Source organism: Campylobacter sp. CNRCH_2014_0184h (assembly GCF_025772985.1).
Classification (GTDB): domain Bacteria; phylum Campylobacterota; class Campylobacteria; order Campylobacterales; family Campylobacteraceae; genus Campylobacter_D.
Map to the genome: position 1 here is coordinate 245,206 of NZ_JAKMTB010000001.1, position 16,314 is coordinate 261,519.

At 27.7% G+C, this 16,314-nt stretch carries 10 protein-coding genes, 1 tRNA gene and 1 pseudogene; 9 read left to right on the top strand and 3 right to left on the bottom strand.

The genetic code is table 11. The features are described 5' to 3' along the window. Window positions 1-144: 144 nt before the first annotated feature. Window positions 145-2,046 (top strand): ATP-binding protein, encoded by a 1,902-nt coding sequence (locus L8X36_RS01365; RefSeq protein ID WP_263682228.1) that lies wholly within the window; start codon window positions 145-147, stop codon window positions 2,044-2,046. A gap of 628 nt (window positions 2,047-2,674) precedes the next feature. Here L8X36_RS01365 and L8X36_RS01370 read toward each other — a convergent pair. After that, window positions 2,675-3,595 carry a helix-turn-helix transcriptional regulator gene (locus L8X36_RS01370; RefSeq protein WP_263682229.1) on the bottom strand — a complete coding sequence of 307 codons (921 nt, stop codon included), beginning with the start codon at window positions 3,593-3,595 and terminating at the stop codon, window positions 2,675-2,677. 530 nt (window positions 3,596-4,125) lie between these two features. Here L8X36_RS01370 and L8X36_RS01375 point away from each other — a divergent pair. The 4 genes and pseudogenes from L8X36_RS01375 to L8X36_RS01390 all read left to right on the top strand — a co-directional run bounded on the left by L8X36_RS01375 (window position 4,126) and on the right by L8X36_RS01390 (window position 6,347). Beyond that, window positions 4,126-4,515 (top strand): annotated as a pseudogene (locus L8X36_RS01375) (hypothetical protein). Window positions 4,516-4,672: 157 nt separating this feature from the next. Beyond that, the gene (locus L8X36_RS01380) at window positions 4,673-4,879 is read left to right on the top strand and encodes a hypothetical protein (RefSeq protein WP_263682230.1); all 207 of its coding nucleotides are present in this window, start codon (window positions 4,673-4,675) and stop codon (window positions 4,877-4,879) included. A gap of 35 nt (window positions 4,880-4,914) precedes the next feature. Beyond that, on the top strand, window positions 4,915-5,319 hold the full coding sequence (gene traN, locus L8X36_RS01385) for a conjugal transfer protein TraN (RefSeq protein ID WP_263682314.1): 405 nt from the start codon (window positions 4,915-4,917) through the stop codon (window positions 5,317-5,319). Window positions 5,320-5,594: 275 nt separating this feature from the next. After that, window positions 5,595-6,347, top strand: a complete 753-nt coding sequence (locus L8X36_RS01390) for a hypothetical protein (protein ID WP_263682231.1) — start codon at window positions 5,595-5,597, stop codon at window positions 6,345-6,347. 105 nt (window positions 6,348-6,452) lie between these two features. Here L8X36_RS01390 and L8X36_RS01395 read toward each other — a convergent pair. Next, window positions 6,453-6,539: transfer RNA gene (locus L8X36_RS01395), tRNA-Leu, on the bottom strand. Between the two features lie 157 nt (window positions 6,540-6,696). Between L8X36_RS01395 and flgL the strand changes: the two genes are divergently transcribed. Continuing rightward, a complete protein-coding gene (gene flgL, locus L8X36_RS01400; protein WP_263679453.1) occupies window positions 6,697-8,919 on the top strand; it encodes a flagellar hook-associated protein FlgL in 2,223 nt (740 codons plus the stop codon). A gap of 353 nt (window positions 8,920-9,272) precedes the next feature. Continuing rightward, a complete protein-coding gene (locus L8X36_RS01405) occupies window positions 9,273-11,801 on the top strand; it encodes a DNA translocase FtsK (RefSeq protein WP_412175668.1) in 2,529 nt (842 codons plus the stop codon). Here the strand turns inward: L8X36_RS01405 and mltG are convergent, their stop codons facing one another. After that, window positions 11,802-12,755: an endolytic transglycosylase MltG gene (gene mltG / locus L8X36_RS01410; protein WP_263682232.1), complete on the bottom strand. Its 954-nt coding sequence runs from the start codon at window positions 12,753-12,755 to the stop codon at window positions 11,802-11,804. Between mltG and L8X36_RS01415 the strand changes: the two genes are divergently transcribed. Then, window positions 12,742-15,243, top strand: a complete 2,502-nt coding sequence (locus L8X36_RS01415; RefSeq protein WP_263682233.1) for an AsmA-like C-terminal domain-containing protein — start codon at window positions 12,742-12,744, stop codon at window positions 15,241-15,243. The two genes, mltG and L8X36_RS01415, sit on opposite strands and share 14 nt — an antisense overlap. Before the next feature lie 18 nt (window positions 15,244-15,261). Beyond that, window positions 15,262-16,158, top strand: a complete 897-nt coding sequence (locus tag L8X36_RS01420) for a malate dehydrogenase (protein WP_263682234.1) — start codon at window positions 15,262-15,264, stop codon at window positions 16,156-16,158. The last annotated feature ends 156 nt before the right edge of the window (window positions 16,159-16,314 follow it).

Here is a 16,314-nt window from a genome sequence, read left to right on the forward strand (position 1 = left end):
ATTTTTACACTATTAATTGATTTTAAAAAAACAAATTTTTCATTAAATAAATAATAATTTATAATCTTAAATTGATTTTTTAATATATAAATTATATAATCCTTGCCAATTAAAGAATCAAAGCCATCAAAAGGACTTATATTAATGAAAAGCTTTAATACCATAGTAACAACCAGAACAATCAAAAGTGATTCTAGTATTATGAGATTAAATCCAATTAGCGAAGCAATCAAGAATGCTATTGATGCAAAAGCAACTCATATTGATATTTGTTTTGAAGAGTGCGAAAGCGATGGTTTGTTTGATAATAGTATTTCTATCACCATTAAAGACAATGGGGCCGGCTTTAATTGTTTCGATGATCAATATATGCAAAATAGATGGACGCATTATAAAGGTGGAGATTATATTAAAAATACTTTAGGAGGAAGAAGCAGAGGCCGATATTCTTATCTTAAGTTTGTTGATTTTGAAAATGAATGTTTGAGTGATATTAAAATATATACAAAATATAACAATAAAAGTTATAGCGTTATCTTTCAAGGTGAAAATCAGAATATAGGATTTAGCGTCAAAGAAGAAGTTGCAAATCACACAGAAAATTTTACAACGAAATTATATATCAAAAGACTAGGAAATAAATTTATTAATGGCAATACAATAGAACAGATGATTGAAAAAGCAAAAAAAGAAATTATAGTTGAATTTTCAGATAAACTTCTAAAGGGTATAACTTTATCTATTAACAATATAAAAATTAATGTTGAAGAATATATAGAAGAACAACTGGAAAAAGAGTATGAATTAAAAAATGGACAAAAAATTAGTGCATATATGGTTGTTTGGAAAAATGAGATTGATTTGGCAATCGATAAAAAGCATGTTTTTTTATTTAATATTGATAACATTCCTCTTGGAAAAATACCATCTGGTTGTCAAAAATCAATATTTAACTGTCATACTGTATTTTTAACGAGTAGCTGTTTTGAAGAGGATTGTGAATTTATCGATATTAATCCTAACTATAAAAAAATTATAGAGGAAGCCAAGAATTTATATAAACCTGACTTAGATAAATTATTATATAAAGTTTGGCTTAAAAATGCAGATTTGATGGCTAATAAATTAGCAGAAGAGAGTGAATTTTTCAAAGATGAAACCGATAAAATGATACAAGAAAAAATTAAAGAAGCGTATATGGTTTTATCTTTGCCGTTGCTTATAAAACAACATAATATTAATCGCAGCAACGCATCATATTTTAGCAACTCGCTAATAGGATTAATTTCAGATAATTCTTATAATACACTTGAGAATTTGGAACTTGTTTTTAATTTAGAAAAAGAAGATCATGAAGTTTTTAATTATGTAAGAGAGAATGTTAATATTCTGAATCTAATAAAAAAATATTATAATTATATATCAAGACTTGATTTTTTACAGCATTTTGAAAATTTGGTATTAAACGAAGGGAAGGCAGAAACAAAGGAAAGAAAGGAGCTACATAAAATTATAGAAAATAATTTATGGTTGTTTGATGAAGAATATCTAAATCTTGATTTTTTTAGCGATCAATCATTAAAAGGAATTTTTAATGAAATAAAATTACCAATAAATATAGATAGTGAAAATCAATTAAATACAATTCCAGATATTTTTATACCTCGTACTAAGGATAATGAATTAATACTTATCGAGTTAAAAGCACCAAAAGTAGAAATAAATTCATCAATACTTACTGATGTGTTTAATAAATATATCACTAAAATTCTTAAATCATTATCAAAGCAAGGAAGTAATATTGATTATGTGAAGGCTATATGCATTTCATCAAAAAAGCAAGAATTTACAGGAAGCTTAACTGGAGATAAATATAGCATAAATCCAATGACTTGGAAAGAAATAATTAGTGTAAGAAAAAAAGACTTGGAAAACCACATAAAAGATGTTAAAAGTAATTTATCTTTATCAAAATATAAAGATCTTCACAATTTTAAAGAAAAAGAAATAAAAATGGAAAGGGTTGGCAATTTAAAAAAAATATAAAAATTTGAATATTTTATATAGCAAAAAATTTCCAATATGATAATTATCTAAACAAAACTATATTTTATTTGTAACTACCTGTATATTATTTATTTTTTAAATTATCTAGTAATGTTAAGCTTTGTACGTAACTATCCTCCAAACCTTAAAGTTGTAGATAGTTACATGCTATTTTTGTATAAAAAGTGGTTAAACTATGATTATATAGTGTTTTATAAAGATAGTTACATTAAAAACAAAACATAAGTTTATTTTAAGTAAAAATGTAACTATCTTTGGAGAGTAAAACATTTTTTAGGATTTAGAATTTAAAACTAAACTTCGCCTTTACATGCCTTTTAAACAGTATTTAATCACTTTCTTGGGATAAAACGGATATTTTGGGATATTTGGGATATTTTATGCTTTGAATTGAGAAAGATAAAAATGTATTTCTATAAGCTTTAAAAGCCTATTATTTAGCATTTTTGCTAAAATTATTTAGAGATAGTTACATATTCTTTTTAAAATACCCCTTACAGAAAAAGTTAAAAACAATGAAATTGATAAAAAATTTTATAGAAAATGACACGATTGAAAAAGCTTTAAATAAAGCTAAGAAAGTATTAAAATCCTGACAAATAAGCAATCATTTGCTTATTTGATCAAGGTATTCTCCAACTACTTCTTTGACTTTATTTGCTATAAAATCAGGTTCTAAAACCTTTACATAAGGTATGTAATAATACACTAAAGGTAAAATTTCCATTTCATGAGTTATCTCAAGCTCTATTTCTATGGAGCCATCTTTGTCTTTACCGGTGATGATTTGTGAATTTAGAGGCTTTCTTTCAAAGTATTTTCGTATCGGTTCTTCTACTAAAAGCCTTACTGTAAAAGGCTTATCAAGGCTAAACCATATAGAATTTACTCTTTGAAGTTTTACTTCTAAACTCTCATCGGTTTGAAAATGCTCTTGGGTTAGGGTGATGTTTTGGATATTTTTTAAATAAAATTTTTTGAAAATATCACGTTTTTTCATATCAAAAGCAAGCAAATACCAAAATCCACTAAAAAAAGCTAGTTTTAAAGGTTTTACTTGGAAAAGTTTATTTTCATATTTAAAGACAATTTGTGTTTTGGTGTTGATAGCTTGTTCGAGGATTTGAAAATTGCTTAAATCTTTTTCTTCTAGCTTTTCTGCATCTAAACTAGTATGGATGGGGTTAGAGATATTTTGAGAAAGTTTAGAAAGTAGGGGATGAGCCTTAGCATAAAAGCTATTTCCGGCACTTTTTGCCATGGTATCAAGCACTTCAAGGATTATTTTTTCATCATCTTGCTCTTGAATGTCTTTGCTTGTATCGATACGCCATTTTCTTCCATTTTTAATAAGCCCCATAGACTCAAAAACCCCTTGCATGTCTCTTTTTATGGTTTTAGCGCTTACATTGAGTTCTTGGGCTAGTTCTTTTATGGTTATGCCATTTTCAGACTTTACTAATTTTTCATATAAAACTTCAAGGCGTGTTAGTTTGGAATTTGCAATGTATTTTTTAAGATCTTTCATGATTTTTCTCTAAATTTTTTCAAAATATTAACAACAATTGCTTTATAAACAAATAAAGTCTAGTTTATAAACGCTGTAAAACTTATAGTTTGGAAATGAAAGTTTATTTAGAAAACAATGTTTGAGAGTAAAAGATGATAAATATGAAATTATTAAAATACAAAAGGTTGTATTTTACTAGGTTTAACTAAGAGTGATGAAAGTGTCGGGCAAAGCAGATAAGCTTGTAAAAAATTATATGATTTGTTATATCAGCAAGATTTATCAAATATAAAATTAGAAATCACAAATAAATTTTAGAAAGGAGTAAGCTTAGAGTAGGTTACCACATAATCCCCCTAAAAAAAGGGGACAAGGTTAATAAGCCTTGACTATAATCATACTTAGTAGTATAATTATAAAGATTATGTGGATTATATAGCTCAAATTTAATCACCTACTTTCTAGGGTTAGATTAAGCCATAGGGGGTCAGACCTACGGCTAACCCTTGAAAGTATTATACAAAAACCTACTTTAAACTACAAATAATATGTCATTTTTATTTAAAAACACAAAGCTTTATATTGCTTTAGCTCTAATGCTTATGCTTAATGTATTTTTATATCTTAAGCTAGATAGCACAAACGCAAAATTAGAAAAAAGTCAAAGTGATTTAAATTTAGCTTTGGGTGTAAATAATGAACTCACGAGGATTACTCAGGAGTTGAAAACAAGACACGAGCAAGAGCTAAAAGCACTCTTTCATGCAAATACTCAAAAAAATTAAATCAAAACAATGATTGATGATGTTAAAAACTATATATCCAAAAGCAATGAAACTAATACCACTAAGCTTTTTAATGCTATGCTTGATAGGCTGTGGGAGCAAAACACAAGTATTAACCAAAATACAAATTCAAAAAGTGTAAATACTAATTGAAGTATAAAAAATGTAGTTGAAAATTTTTTAAATAGTGTTATGTTGCATTATAATATACTACTTTCTTTTGGATTTTTAGTATATGTTGTGACAATATATCATTTATTGAAATTACCATTCCAAAAGCTAAGAGATAATTTAGCGATAGATTCTAACAATGATGGTTTTAACAGATAATAAGTATCCATGTTCTCCGTTTCCTTGCATAGAAGGTGCTAGCCATATCGAAGATGATGATACTCAAGTTGGTATTAATGATGAAAATAATAATGGTTGGGAAGATGATGGTTCTTATAGAGGACAAATTTTTATCTTTAATAAAAAAGATAATAGATGTCGCTCTAAAGACAAATTTTTGGTTTAACTGGGGGTGGTTGCTGTGATAAAGATAAAGTATTTATAGGGCTTGTACCTTGTAAAGAAGATGAAAAAAAGCTAGCAAAACTCAATAAGCAAAATAGATGTGTAGAAGTTGGTGAATATTGCTCTAAAAAAATTAAATTCATAGCTTGTATTCAGCATAAAAAAACACATTGTTGTTTTAATTCAAAATTAGCAAGAATATTTAATGAACAAGGATGCCCACAAATTAAAAGAGGTTGGGGTTCTCCAAAAAGTCCTGATTGTAGAGGATTTACTCCAGAAGAATTTCAAAAGTTAGATTTTAGTGAAATAGATTTAAGTGAATTTATTGCTGATATTGTTGGAAGTATTGATGTAGATAAAATACAAGCTGATTCTATAAAAATACAAGAAAAGATTGAAAGCAATCTTGAGAATTTAACAAGAAAACCTACTAATTAAAAAGAAAAATAAAATTATAGAAAGGAGATAGAGTTTAGTTAAAAGTTTGTTTGGTAAGCCAAAGGGATTATCCTAAACCCTGCAAAAGCAGGGGGTACTCAATGAGCCTTGACATAGCAAAGTGTTAAGAGTATAATTATAAGGATAATTTTTGTTAGCATTATGCTCACCTCCCTTCTGGGCGGTAAATTAACGCTAAAGGGTTGCGCCCCTTTGGCGTTGCACCCTTAATATAATTATATCAAACAAACTCTTTAACTTCTTTAATACAATTGATGAAAAGATTTTACATTTTATTCCTTAGTGCTTTAATTTTTGCACCTTCTTTATTATTTGGTGCTACAAATATAGATGATAATCATATTATCTTTACTTGGGGCTATGGTGAAGTAGCAAATGATATTTTACAAGTTATAAAAGATGTTATATTTTTGCTTCAATTAACTAATAAAAGTAAAGAATCTTTTCATATCAATATCTTAATCAATAGTGATACACTTTATAAAAATCCTTTATTGCAATATAATATAAATAGAAAAATTTCTAAAGATGAAAATATCATTTATGCTTTAAAAAATACTTCTAGTATAAATCAAGCTTTTAAAAACTTAAAACAATTACAAGAAGTATTATTAAAAGAAAATATATTTTTAAATTTTATAGACTTAAATAGTAAAGAAAGTCTTTTAAGTTTTTACAATCAAATATTAAGTAATCATCATCTTAAAGATTATTTTTATATAAAAAATAATCAATTTTTTATTAAAGAAGATATAAAAAATAAAATTATATTTCACAATATCAATTCTTCTTCTATTATAAGTAATTATCTTAGCTTGTTAAATGATTTTAATACTTTAAGTAAGATAGAACTTATAAATATATTAGAAAGTTTAAGTTTATACAATCTTTCAACTTTAATGCAAGATATACAAAAAAGAAACTTAAAACTAGAATATAACTTAAAAAGCTTTGATAAAGATAGTATCTTTTTATCTAATATGATTATGAACGTGAGGTTGAAGTAAGTAAATGATAGATTTAGCAGGTGTGATTTGTTAATGAAAATAAAAACTCTTTTTTAATATTTTGAATATAATTTACCAAAAAAACACTTGGGAGTAAAAAACAAATGGTGCCCGAGGTCGGACTCGAACCGACACAAGGTTGCCCTTACCAGATTTTGAGTCTGGCGCGTCTACCAGTTTCACCACTCGGGCTTTTTTAAGATTTTAGATTAAAAATATAGAATGTAAAATTATACTAAAAAAAAATTAAAGCAATATAAAAATATTTATATAGTAAATTAAAATATCTTTAAAATTGGAACTTTTTTTGCTTGTAAATAATTAAAAAATTTATTTGCGGAGCAAGATAATGAGAATTAGTAACCAGTATACTTACTACACTTCTATACAAAATTACACGGATGGTCAGTCTTTACTTAATAAATATAATTTGCAATTACAAACAGGTCAACTTATACAGCACTCTTGGGAAAATGCCAATACTTATATTAATGGTTCAAGATTAGAATATGAACTAGCTAATATAGGTCAGGTAATTGAAGGAACTCAATCAGCTATGGAATTAGCAAAAAACACAGATACGGCTTTAAAAAATATCACTGAACTTTTGGAAAAATTTAAAACACTCTTAACAAAAGCTGCAAGCGATGGTAACTCTCAAGAATCAAGAGAAGCTATAGCGAAAGAACTTAAACTTGTGAGAGATTCTATTGTAAATATTGCCAATACTAGCATTAATGGGCAGTATTTGTTTGCAGGATCAAATAGTGCTAATATGCCTTTTGATAAATATGGAAACTATACTGGCAATAAAGATAATATTTTTGTGGTTAGTGGTGCTGGCACGCAAATTCCTTATAATATACCTGGTTGGGATTTATTTTTTAAACCTGATTCAAATATAAATAAAATCATTTCAACAAATGTTTCTTTCACTGATGCTCGTTATCCGGATAAAAAAGAATATTTAACAGGAGAGTCTAAATTTTCGCATTTAATAGGCCAAAATTATGTTCAAAATGGCAAACTTGATCCTGATAAAAATTTCGAAGATAGTTATGATGAGAAACTTCCTTTTCCACACTCATCAATGTATATTCAAGGCGTTAGACCCGATGGAACAAGTTTTAAAGCCACTTTGGATATAGATCCTGATGCTAAAATTGAAGATGTTTTAGAAAATATTGGAAAGCTATATGGCAACACAGAGGGAAATGAGGTTGTTAAGGTCGCATTGAATGATAGTGGCCAAATAGAAATAAAGAGTTTAAAAGAAGGAAGTAGTTCTTTAGATTTTCATGCAGTTGCCATGACACCACAACTTCAAGACGCAGAGCAAATTAAAGCCTTAAGTGAGGCTGCTCAAAGAGAAGGTATCAGCATGGACGAAGTTACCAATCGCATTATGCAAGCAGCGCATAATGGAGATTTAAATAATACTAAAAGTCCAGTAACTGTGGAAGTTGGCGGTGAGCAATTTACTGTTGATATTTACAAAACAGACTTTATAAAAAGCAATATCAATGGTAATAAAACCAATGGAGCTGACTTTGATGTGCCTTTTGAAAAAGATGGCAATACTGTTTTTGGAAATGTTTCTCAAGTGATTAAAGGCACTAGTGAGTATGCTACTGATAGTACAAAATTAAGTGAAGTCGTTGCAAATGCTAATGGTAGCATGGATGGCCAACAACTTCAAATGGAAATCACTTCTAGAAGCGGTCAAAAATATAATGTAACTATTGATTTAGAAAATTCTACTGTAAGTTATCCTGATCCAAATAATCCGGATCAAACCATTAGTTTTCCTATTACTCATTCTCAATATAATGAAGCAACTGGAACCTCAGTGGGTATGCAAACAAGACCTGAAGATATTACCTATGGTCAGTTAAATGATATTATAGGTATGTTTGCAAGCGATAATGTTCCTACAGCAACTATTACTCCAAATGCAAACGGAACTATTAATAATAATGATTTTCAAACTATCCAACAAGACATAGCTGATTCTAAGGGTTTTGTTGAAGTTAGTATGGACTATAAAGGTCGTATAAGTATTACTGATAAATTTTCAACTAATACAAATATAGGTCTTACCATCAAAGATTCAAATTCAAATAGCGGCTTTCCCCCAGCAGGAGAAGTAAGCAATGGTTCAGGTTTTGTATTTAGTGCAAATAATTCTTTAACTATCGATGATCCAAATATTGATTTGATTAAAGATTTAGATGAGATGATAGATGCGGTTTTAAACGGTAGTATGAGGGCTGATTCAGAAGGAAGTGATCCTAGAAATACAGGTTTACAAGGCGCATTAGAAAGGATTGATCATTTACAAGATCATGTTAGAAAAATGCAAACAACCATAGGAGCTTATACTAACAATATAGAAGAAACAAACAAAAGAATGACTTTTTTAAATGTTAATGTTGCTTCTATAAAAAGTGGTGTGACTGATGCTGATTATGGGCAAACATATATGATGTTTATGCAAACTATGGTTTCTTATCAAGCTATGCTTTCAGCTACTTCTAAAATTTCTCAAATGAGTTTATTAAACTACTTATAATTTTTGATATAATAGCTTTTTTCTTTATAAAAGGATGTGTTATAAAAAAAGAAGCTATTTTTATCATTTCTAATGTTTTTATTTTTTATTTTTGTTTAAGTGCTTTGATACCTGATCAAGCTTTAGTAAGTATTATAGGATACTCTTTAGCAAAACTTAGCTATTTTTTATTTGGCTCATTGACTAAATTTTATCCTTTTGTCTTTTTTTGGTTTAATTATCTTTTATATAAAAATGATTATAACTTTGAACTTATTGAGCGTAGATTTAGTGTAGCTATCTTTACTTGCATTTTTGCTTCGCTTATTTTTGCTTCAGCATTTTTGCAAGATAAAGGTTATATAGCTTCTGCTATGTTTGTGATTTTAGATGGACTTTTTGGAAAAATAGGTAGCTTAATCTTGGTGATTTTGCTTTTAGCTTTTGCTTTTAGTATTTCTTTTCCGCAAATTATCAAAGAAGTGTTTAAAATAGATCTTGATTTTGATTTTTATTTAAAACTCGAAACTTTAATTAAAAATAAAATTTTTGGCTTTTTTGGTGGTGATAAGTATGAAAATGAAACCAAAGAAGAGCAAGAAAAACTTAAGCAAGAGCTTTTAATTAAAGAAAAAAAAGAAGAACTCGTTGAGAAAGAAGAGTTGCCAAAACAAGAGGTTCAAGAAAATAAAAAATTCAATCTTGAAGATTTGAAAAATCAAGAATTAGAAGAAGTGATAATTAGTGAAGAGGATAAAAAATTAAGCTCAAGTTATATTCATGAGCTTTCAGAGCCTATTGCAAGTTTTGCTCAAAAAGCTAGTCAAATAAATATAAAGGAAGATGAAATGACCCCTGAAGAGTATTTGTCAAAATATAAAAATAATAGTGAAGATATTTATACTCAAACTTTAAAAAGTAAAAATTTAGATGAGCCAAGTTATAAAAGACGTAATATGGACTTAAATGAAAACAAAGAAGAAGCGATAGAAGAAAATTCTTTATTTGCCAAAGAGCTTAAAGAGCGTGAGCAAATGCTGCAAAAAGCTAAATTGCTAGAAGAGTATAAAGCTTTACAAAAAGAAAAAATTTTAGAAGAACTTAATGAGGATTTTAAAAAAATTGAAGAATTAAATGCTATAGAAGCACAAAAAGAAGCTGAGTTTAAAAAAATTCAAAATAAAACTAGCTTTTTAGGGGTAAAAGAATTTAAAGATGAAGATTTTATTCCGCAAAATGAAGTAAAAGAACTTGATTTTAGTGAAGATGATTTTGCTAAGCCTGTTAGTATAGAAGAACTAAGAGGTAAAAGAAACTATGAAAGTCCTTTTGTGGTAGAAGAAGTACAAATTGAAGTTAAAGAAGAAAAAGTTCCATTTGAAATTACTCAAGAGCCTATAGTGGAAGTAGTAGAAAACAAAACACACTATTCTATCACTAATGAAGTGAGTGAAAATAAAGCTTTATTGAAAGATCTTGATTTTGGAAATTTTGAAAAACCAAAAGATTTTTCTTTACCACCTTTAGATTTTTTAACCATGCCAAAAGAAGGCAAAAGTGAAATCAATGAAGAAGAAATCGATAGAAAAATTTATGATTTATTGGAAAAATTAAGACGCTTTAAAATAGGTGGCGATGTAGTTAGAACTTACACAGGTCCTGTTGTAACTACTTTTGAATTTCGTCCAGCAGCAGATGTTAAAGTGAGTAAAATTTTATCTTTACAAGATGATTTGGCTATGGCTTTAAAAGCTCAAACTATAAGAATTCAAGCTCCAATCCCAGGTAAAGATGTAGTAGGGATTGAAGTACCAAATGAAAAAATCGATACGATTTACTTAAGAGAAATTTTAGAAAGTGAGGTATTTAAAAATTCTAGCTCACCTTTAACTATAGCTTTAGGTAAGGATATAGTAGGTGATCCTTTCATCACAGATCTTAAAAAGCTTCCTCATCTTTTAATAGCAGGAACTACAGGAAGTGGTAAAAGTGTGGGAATTAACTCTATGCTTTTATCTTTGCTTTATAGAAATTCACCAAAAACCTTAAGACTTATGATGATAGATCCAAAAATGCTTGAATTTAGTATTTATAATGATATTCCACATTTACTTACACCGGTAATTACTGATCCTAAAAAGGCGGTAAATGCTTTATCAAATATGGTGGCTGAAATGGAACGCAGGTATCGTTTGATGGCTGAAGCAAAAACTAAAAATATAGAAAATTACAATGAAAAAATCAAAGAACAAGGTGGTGAAATCTTACCATTTATTGTAGTGATTATCGATGAGTTGGCTGATTTAATGATGACTGCGGGTAAAGATGTGGAGTTTTATATAGGTCGCTTAGCACAAATGGCAAGAGCAAGTGGAATCCACTTAATCGTAGCTACACAACGCCCTTCAGTAGATGTTGTTACTGGTGTTGTAAAAGCAAATTTACCAAGTAGAATTTCTTATAAAGTAGGGCAAAAGATAGACTCTAAGGTTATTTTAGATTCTATGGGTGCTGAAAGCTTACTAGGGCGTGGGGATTGTTTATTTACTCCTCCTGGCATGAGTGGTTTAGTGCGTTTGCATGCACCTTTTGCAAGCGAAAATGAAATCGAAAATATAGTAGAGTTTTTAAAAGCTCAACAAGTAGTAGAATATGATGAGAGCTTTTTAAAAGATGATAGCCAAGATGGATCTTATAAAAGAAGTGAATTTGATGATGGGGATTTAGATGAACTTTATGAAGAAGCAAAGGCTGTAATCTTAGAAGATAGAAAAACTAGTATTTCTTATTTGCAAAGACGCTTAAAAATAGGCTATAACCGCGCAGCAAATATCATAGAACAACTTTCACAAACAGGTGTTTTAAGCGAACCTGATGCAAAAGGGCAAAGAGAAATTTTATAATCAATTTCTTATTGCCTTGTTATGATCTTTTAAAGTAGAGGTAAAAATATGCTTATTAGTTTTTTTATCTCTTACAAAGTATAAATATTCTGTTTTAGCAGGAAAAATAGCTGCCTTGATAGCTTCAAATGAAACATTGCATACAGCTTCTTTTGGTATGCCATTAAATTTATAAGTATTGTAAGAACTATTATCTGATCTTATTCTTTGTGGAGTGATTTTTTCATGAGAGTATTTTCCATAATTTAATGTTCCATCCATTTGAAGCTTCATACCTTTTCTTAAACGATTTCTAATTACAGATGAAACTATAGGCATTTCTTCATTACTCGCTGCTTCTTTTTGTATAATGGAAGCTATGATGATATACTCATGCCATTTTTTTTCATTATATTCTCTAAAAATTTTATAAGAAAGTTTTTTAAATTCACTTACAGAGTAAGCCAAAAGATATTTTACCAAAAGCTCTTCTGTGATACCTTTTGGAATTTTATAAGTTTCAGGAAAAAGCATACCTTCTTTAAAAGGACTTTGTTTGTAAAATTCCTGCATTAAGATTTTAACATTTAAATTTAACTTCGGTGCTAATTCTTCAAAGAAAATTTCAGTCGTTTCTCCAGGAATTAAAGTAATAGTTTCAAGCGCTGCCTTAGCGACGGTAAGCTTATGTAAAAATTCAGCTCTATTTAGTTCTTTTGTGCCTATATTTATCCAGCCAGATTGTGGATGGCCCAAAAAATATAAAGTATATTTATCGATACTGCTCATTTTATAGTTATTTTTATCTAATTGCGTTATAATCTTGCTAACAGAACCTTGTGGTATAAAAACCACAGAGTTTGTTTTTATAGGTAAAAGTAGATAATAAAAAATGGATAAAAGAAAAATTAAAATCAAGTCACAACATATTAAAAAAATTCTTAAATTTTTAGCATTACCTATGATACTTTTCATTGCTTTGTTTATTTACCTCAAAAATGGAATTTATATAGAAAAATTAGAATTTTCTTCTATTAATTTAGAGAAATTATATATTAAATTAGATAAAAAACTCATTTTAAATGCTAAAAAAGTCGTAGTAAATTCTCAAAGTCAAAGTGCTCAAAATGAAACTAGCGCAAGTAAAGCTGTGCAGCTTATTAAAGATGTAAAATATATTTATTGGTTTTTTCAAGAAATCAATATTGATGAAATGTTTGTCAATAACTATCCTGTGGAGTTAATTTATAAAAATAATTTATTTTTTGTAAACAGCAAAAATCTTTTAGTAAAAGTGAATTTAAAAATTAGTGATAAAAATATACAAGCTAATATTGATAATTTTCTTTTAAAAGATCATAATCTTAGCATAATTGGCTCCTTGCTTATTAATCCTAAGACAAAATTTTATACTTTTAAAGGTAAAATCGATAGTGATTTTTTAAAAAGTGATGTTAAATTTTCACTCAAAAGAGAAGAGATTGCTTATGAATTAGAAAATATCAGTTCAAATAATATTTCGCAAATTTTTGATATTTTAGTAGAAAATGGAGTACATTTGCCTTCTAATCTTGCTCTTTGGGTGGGTGGTAAGGTAAAGGCTGATTTTTATTTTATAGAAAAATTAAGCGGTTTTGCAGACTTTGGAAAGCATAGATATTATTTAAACGATATCAATGCCAAAGGTTATGTAAATAATTTAAAAGTAGTTTTAGATAAAGGCATAGATCCTATCGTAAGTCCTTTTGTAAGACTTGAATTTGCTAAACAAAGACTTGATTTTATTTATGATGATTTGCGTTTTAATAATCAGGATTTAACCCAAAGTCAAATTTATATAGATAATATGTTAAATGAAAAAGCAGGAATTTATATACGCATTAAAAGTGATAATGCTAGAGCTGATTATAGGGTTAATAAAATTTTGCTTTTATATGATATAAAATTACCATTTTTACAAAATAATGGTGTTACAAAGACTGATTTAGTATTAAAAATTCCTTTTGACCATCCTGAGAAAATTACTTATAATGGTAGTTTTAATATTATTAATTCAAATATAAATATAAGTGATTTTAAGATAACTCAAGCAAATCTTACTTTAAAAAAAGATAAACTAGATATACAAAATGCAAGCGTGCAAAGTAGTATGATTAATGGTGATCTTAATGCAAGTGTTGATTTGAAGCAAAAAAAAGGTGATTTTAAAACCTTTATAACAAACTTAGAACTACCACAAGAGAGCTTAAAAATGGAAAATAAATTTCTTGATTTAAGCCTTGATTTTGATAAAAATATTAGTTTATATAATAAAGAATTTACCACAACTTTAAATTTTGATCAAGGTGTGTCTGTTTATGTTGAAAAACTTGCAAAATATAAAAATTATTCTAAATTAATGCAAAAAAATAAAGTGCATGATGGGGAATTATCTTTAAATACTTTAAATTTCCAAGATTTTAATGTAGATATTAATAATACTACTTTTGAATCATTTTTGCTCTATAAAGATAATAATCCTTATGAATATGATAGTTTTAATATAAAAATAAAAGGTAATGATTTTAATTTAACTAGTGTAAGTGGTAGTATTTTTGCACAAAAAGACAATGATGATGTAAATATTACTTTAAATAATATTAATTTATTGATTTCTCAGCAAGATACAGAAAATACTTTAGATACTCTTGAAAATTCAACTTATAATATTAGTGGTAAAAATATAGATTTGATTTTAAAAGATTTTAATAAAACCTTAGATTTTGATCAATTTGACGCTAAAATTAAAAAAGATTCCGTAAAAGCTTGGGCAAATAGAAATGAATCTAGATTTGATTTTTTGTTTAAAGAAAATCAAATGCAAATTAGAGCTTTAAAAATGGATGATGATTTTCTAAACACCTTTATGCGCCAAAATGTTTTTGAAAAAGGTGAGTTTAATCTTTATGTAGATGGCAATAGTACTGATTTTTTCAAAGGTAAGTTCTTATTTAAAGATACTTATTTAAAAGATTTGAAATTTCATCAACAGCTTTTAAGTTTTATTGATACCATACCTAGTTTAATTTTATTTAAGGCGCCTACCTTTAATGAAAAAGGCTTTAGTGTTGAAAATGCTGGTATAAGTTTTAATCGTAAAAAAGATCTTTTTGAAATAGACGCACTTAATTTTAATGGTGATAGTGCAGATGTGTTAGGTCAAGTTAAAATCAATTTAAGAAGCAATCAAGTGGATGGTTTATTAGAACTTAGAACGCTAAAATCAGCCAGTTCGGTTATTTCCAAAGTTCCAATTATCAATCAAATTATATTAGGTAAAGATAGGCAAATTAGTACACAAATTAAATTAAGCGGAACAGTGGATGAACCTGAATTTAAGACCCAGCTTATTGCACAAAGCTTGCAACTTCCTTATCATTTAATTAAAAATATTTTTGAATTACCAGCTAATTTAGTGAAATAAACGCAAAAAGGAGAAAAAATGAAAATCACTATCATAGGCGCAGGAAATGTTGGTGTAAGTACTGCTTATGCTTTGATTTTAAGAGAGTTGGTTGATGAGCTTGTTTTGATTGATATTAATAAAGATTTGCTTTTTGCTAGAGAATTGGAATTAAGTCAGAGCATAGCTGCTTTTAATTTTGATATTAAAATAACTTGCACGGATGATTATGCGCACTCAAAAGATTCTCAAGTGGTTGTTTTTAGTGCGGGAGTAGCTAGAAAAGAAGGTCAAAGTAGGGATGAGCTTTTTGCTATTAATGCTAAAATTATGTTTGAGTGTGCCAATAATATTAAAAAATTTAACAACGATCCTTTGTTTATTATAGTAAGCAATCCTGTAGATTTTTTACTTAATGCTCTTTATGAAAGTAAATTATTTTCATCAAAAAAAATCATTGCTATGGCAGGTGTTTTGGATAATGCTAGATTTAAATATGAAGTTGGTAAAAAATTAAATATAAAAACTTCTTGTATAGATACTAAGCTTATAGGTTTTCACAATGATAGCATGGTTTTAGTAAAATCTCAAAGTAAAGTTCAAAACAAAGCATTAAATGAGGTTTTAAATGAATATGATCTTGCTCAAATAGAACAAGAAGTTAAAACCGGTGGTGCTAAAATTATTAAACACTTAAAAACTTCAGCATATTTAGCCCCTGCAAGTGCTTGTGTGAGGATGATAGAGGCTTTAAAAAGTGGAGAATTTTTACCAATATGTGTAATTTTAGATGGAGAATACGGCATAAAAGAAAAAGCTTTTGGTGCTATGGCAAGGATAAGTCTTGATGGGGTGCTTGAAATTTTGGAGTTAAAATTAGACAATCAAGAACAAATTGCATTAGAAAATTCTCTCATTCAGTATAATTATAAATAATTTTTAGGAGTTTTTTACTCCTAATGTTACTTTGCGTTATAAATACCTATTTGTTTTACTTTATATTTTAAATAATATTTACTCATGCTATAAATTCGCTATAATAAAAAGTTTGTTTTAAAAATAACTTTTGATAAAAAATCATTAAAAATAACA

What these genes read in the sequence shown, in the direction of transcription:
- L8X36_RS01365 (WP_263682228.1), top strand. Translation starts at nt 145, where the DNA reads ATGAAAAGCTTTAATACCATAGTAACAACCAGAACAATCAAAAGTGAT.
- L8X36_RS01370 (WP_263682229.1), bottom strand. Translation starts at nt 3,595, where the DNA reads ATGAAAGATCTTAAAAAATACATTGCAAATTCCAAACTAACACGCCTT.
- L8X36_RS01380 (WP_263682230.1), top strand. Translation starts at nt 4,673, where the DNA reads ATGATGGTTTTAACAGATAATAAGTATCCATGTTCTCCGTTTCCTTGC.
- L8X36_RS01390 (WP_263682231.1), top strand. Translation starts at nt 5,595, where the DNA reads ATGAAAAGATTTTACATTTTATTCCTTAGTGCTTTAATTTTTGCACCT.
- flgL (WP_263679453.1), top strand. Translation starts at nt 6,697, where the DNA reads ATGAGAATTAGTAACCAGTATACTTACTACACTTCTATACAAAATTAC.
- L8X36_RS01405 (WP_412175668.1), top strand. Translation starts at nt 9,273, where the DNA reads ATGTTTGTGATTTTAGATGGACTTTTTGGAAAAATAGGTAGCTTAATC.
- L8X36_RS01415 (WP_263682233.1), top strand. Translation starts at nt 12,742, where the DNA reads ATGATACTTTTCATTGCTTTGTTTATTTACCTCAAAAATGGAATTTAT.
- mltG (WP_263682232.1), bottom strand. Translation starts at nt 12,755, where the DNA reads ATGAAAAGTATCATAGGTAATGCTAAAAATTTAAGAATTTTTTTAATA.
- L8X36_RS01420 (WP_263682234.1), top strand. Translation starts at nt 15,262, where the DNA reads ATGAAAATCACTATCATAGGCGCAGGAAATGTTGGTGTAAGTACTGCT.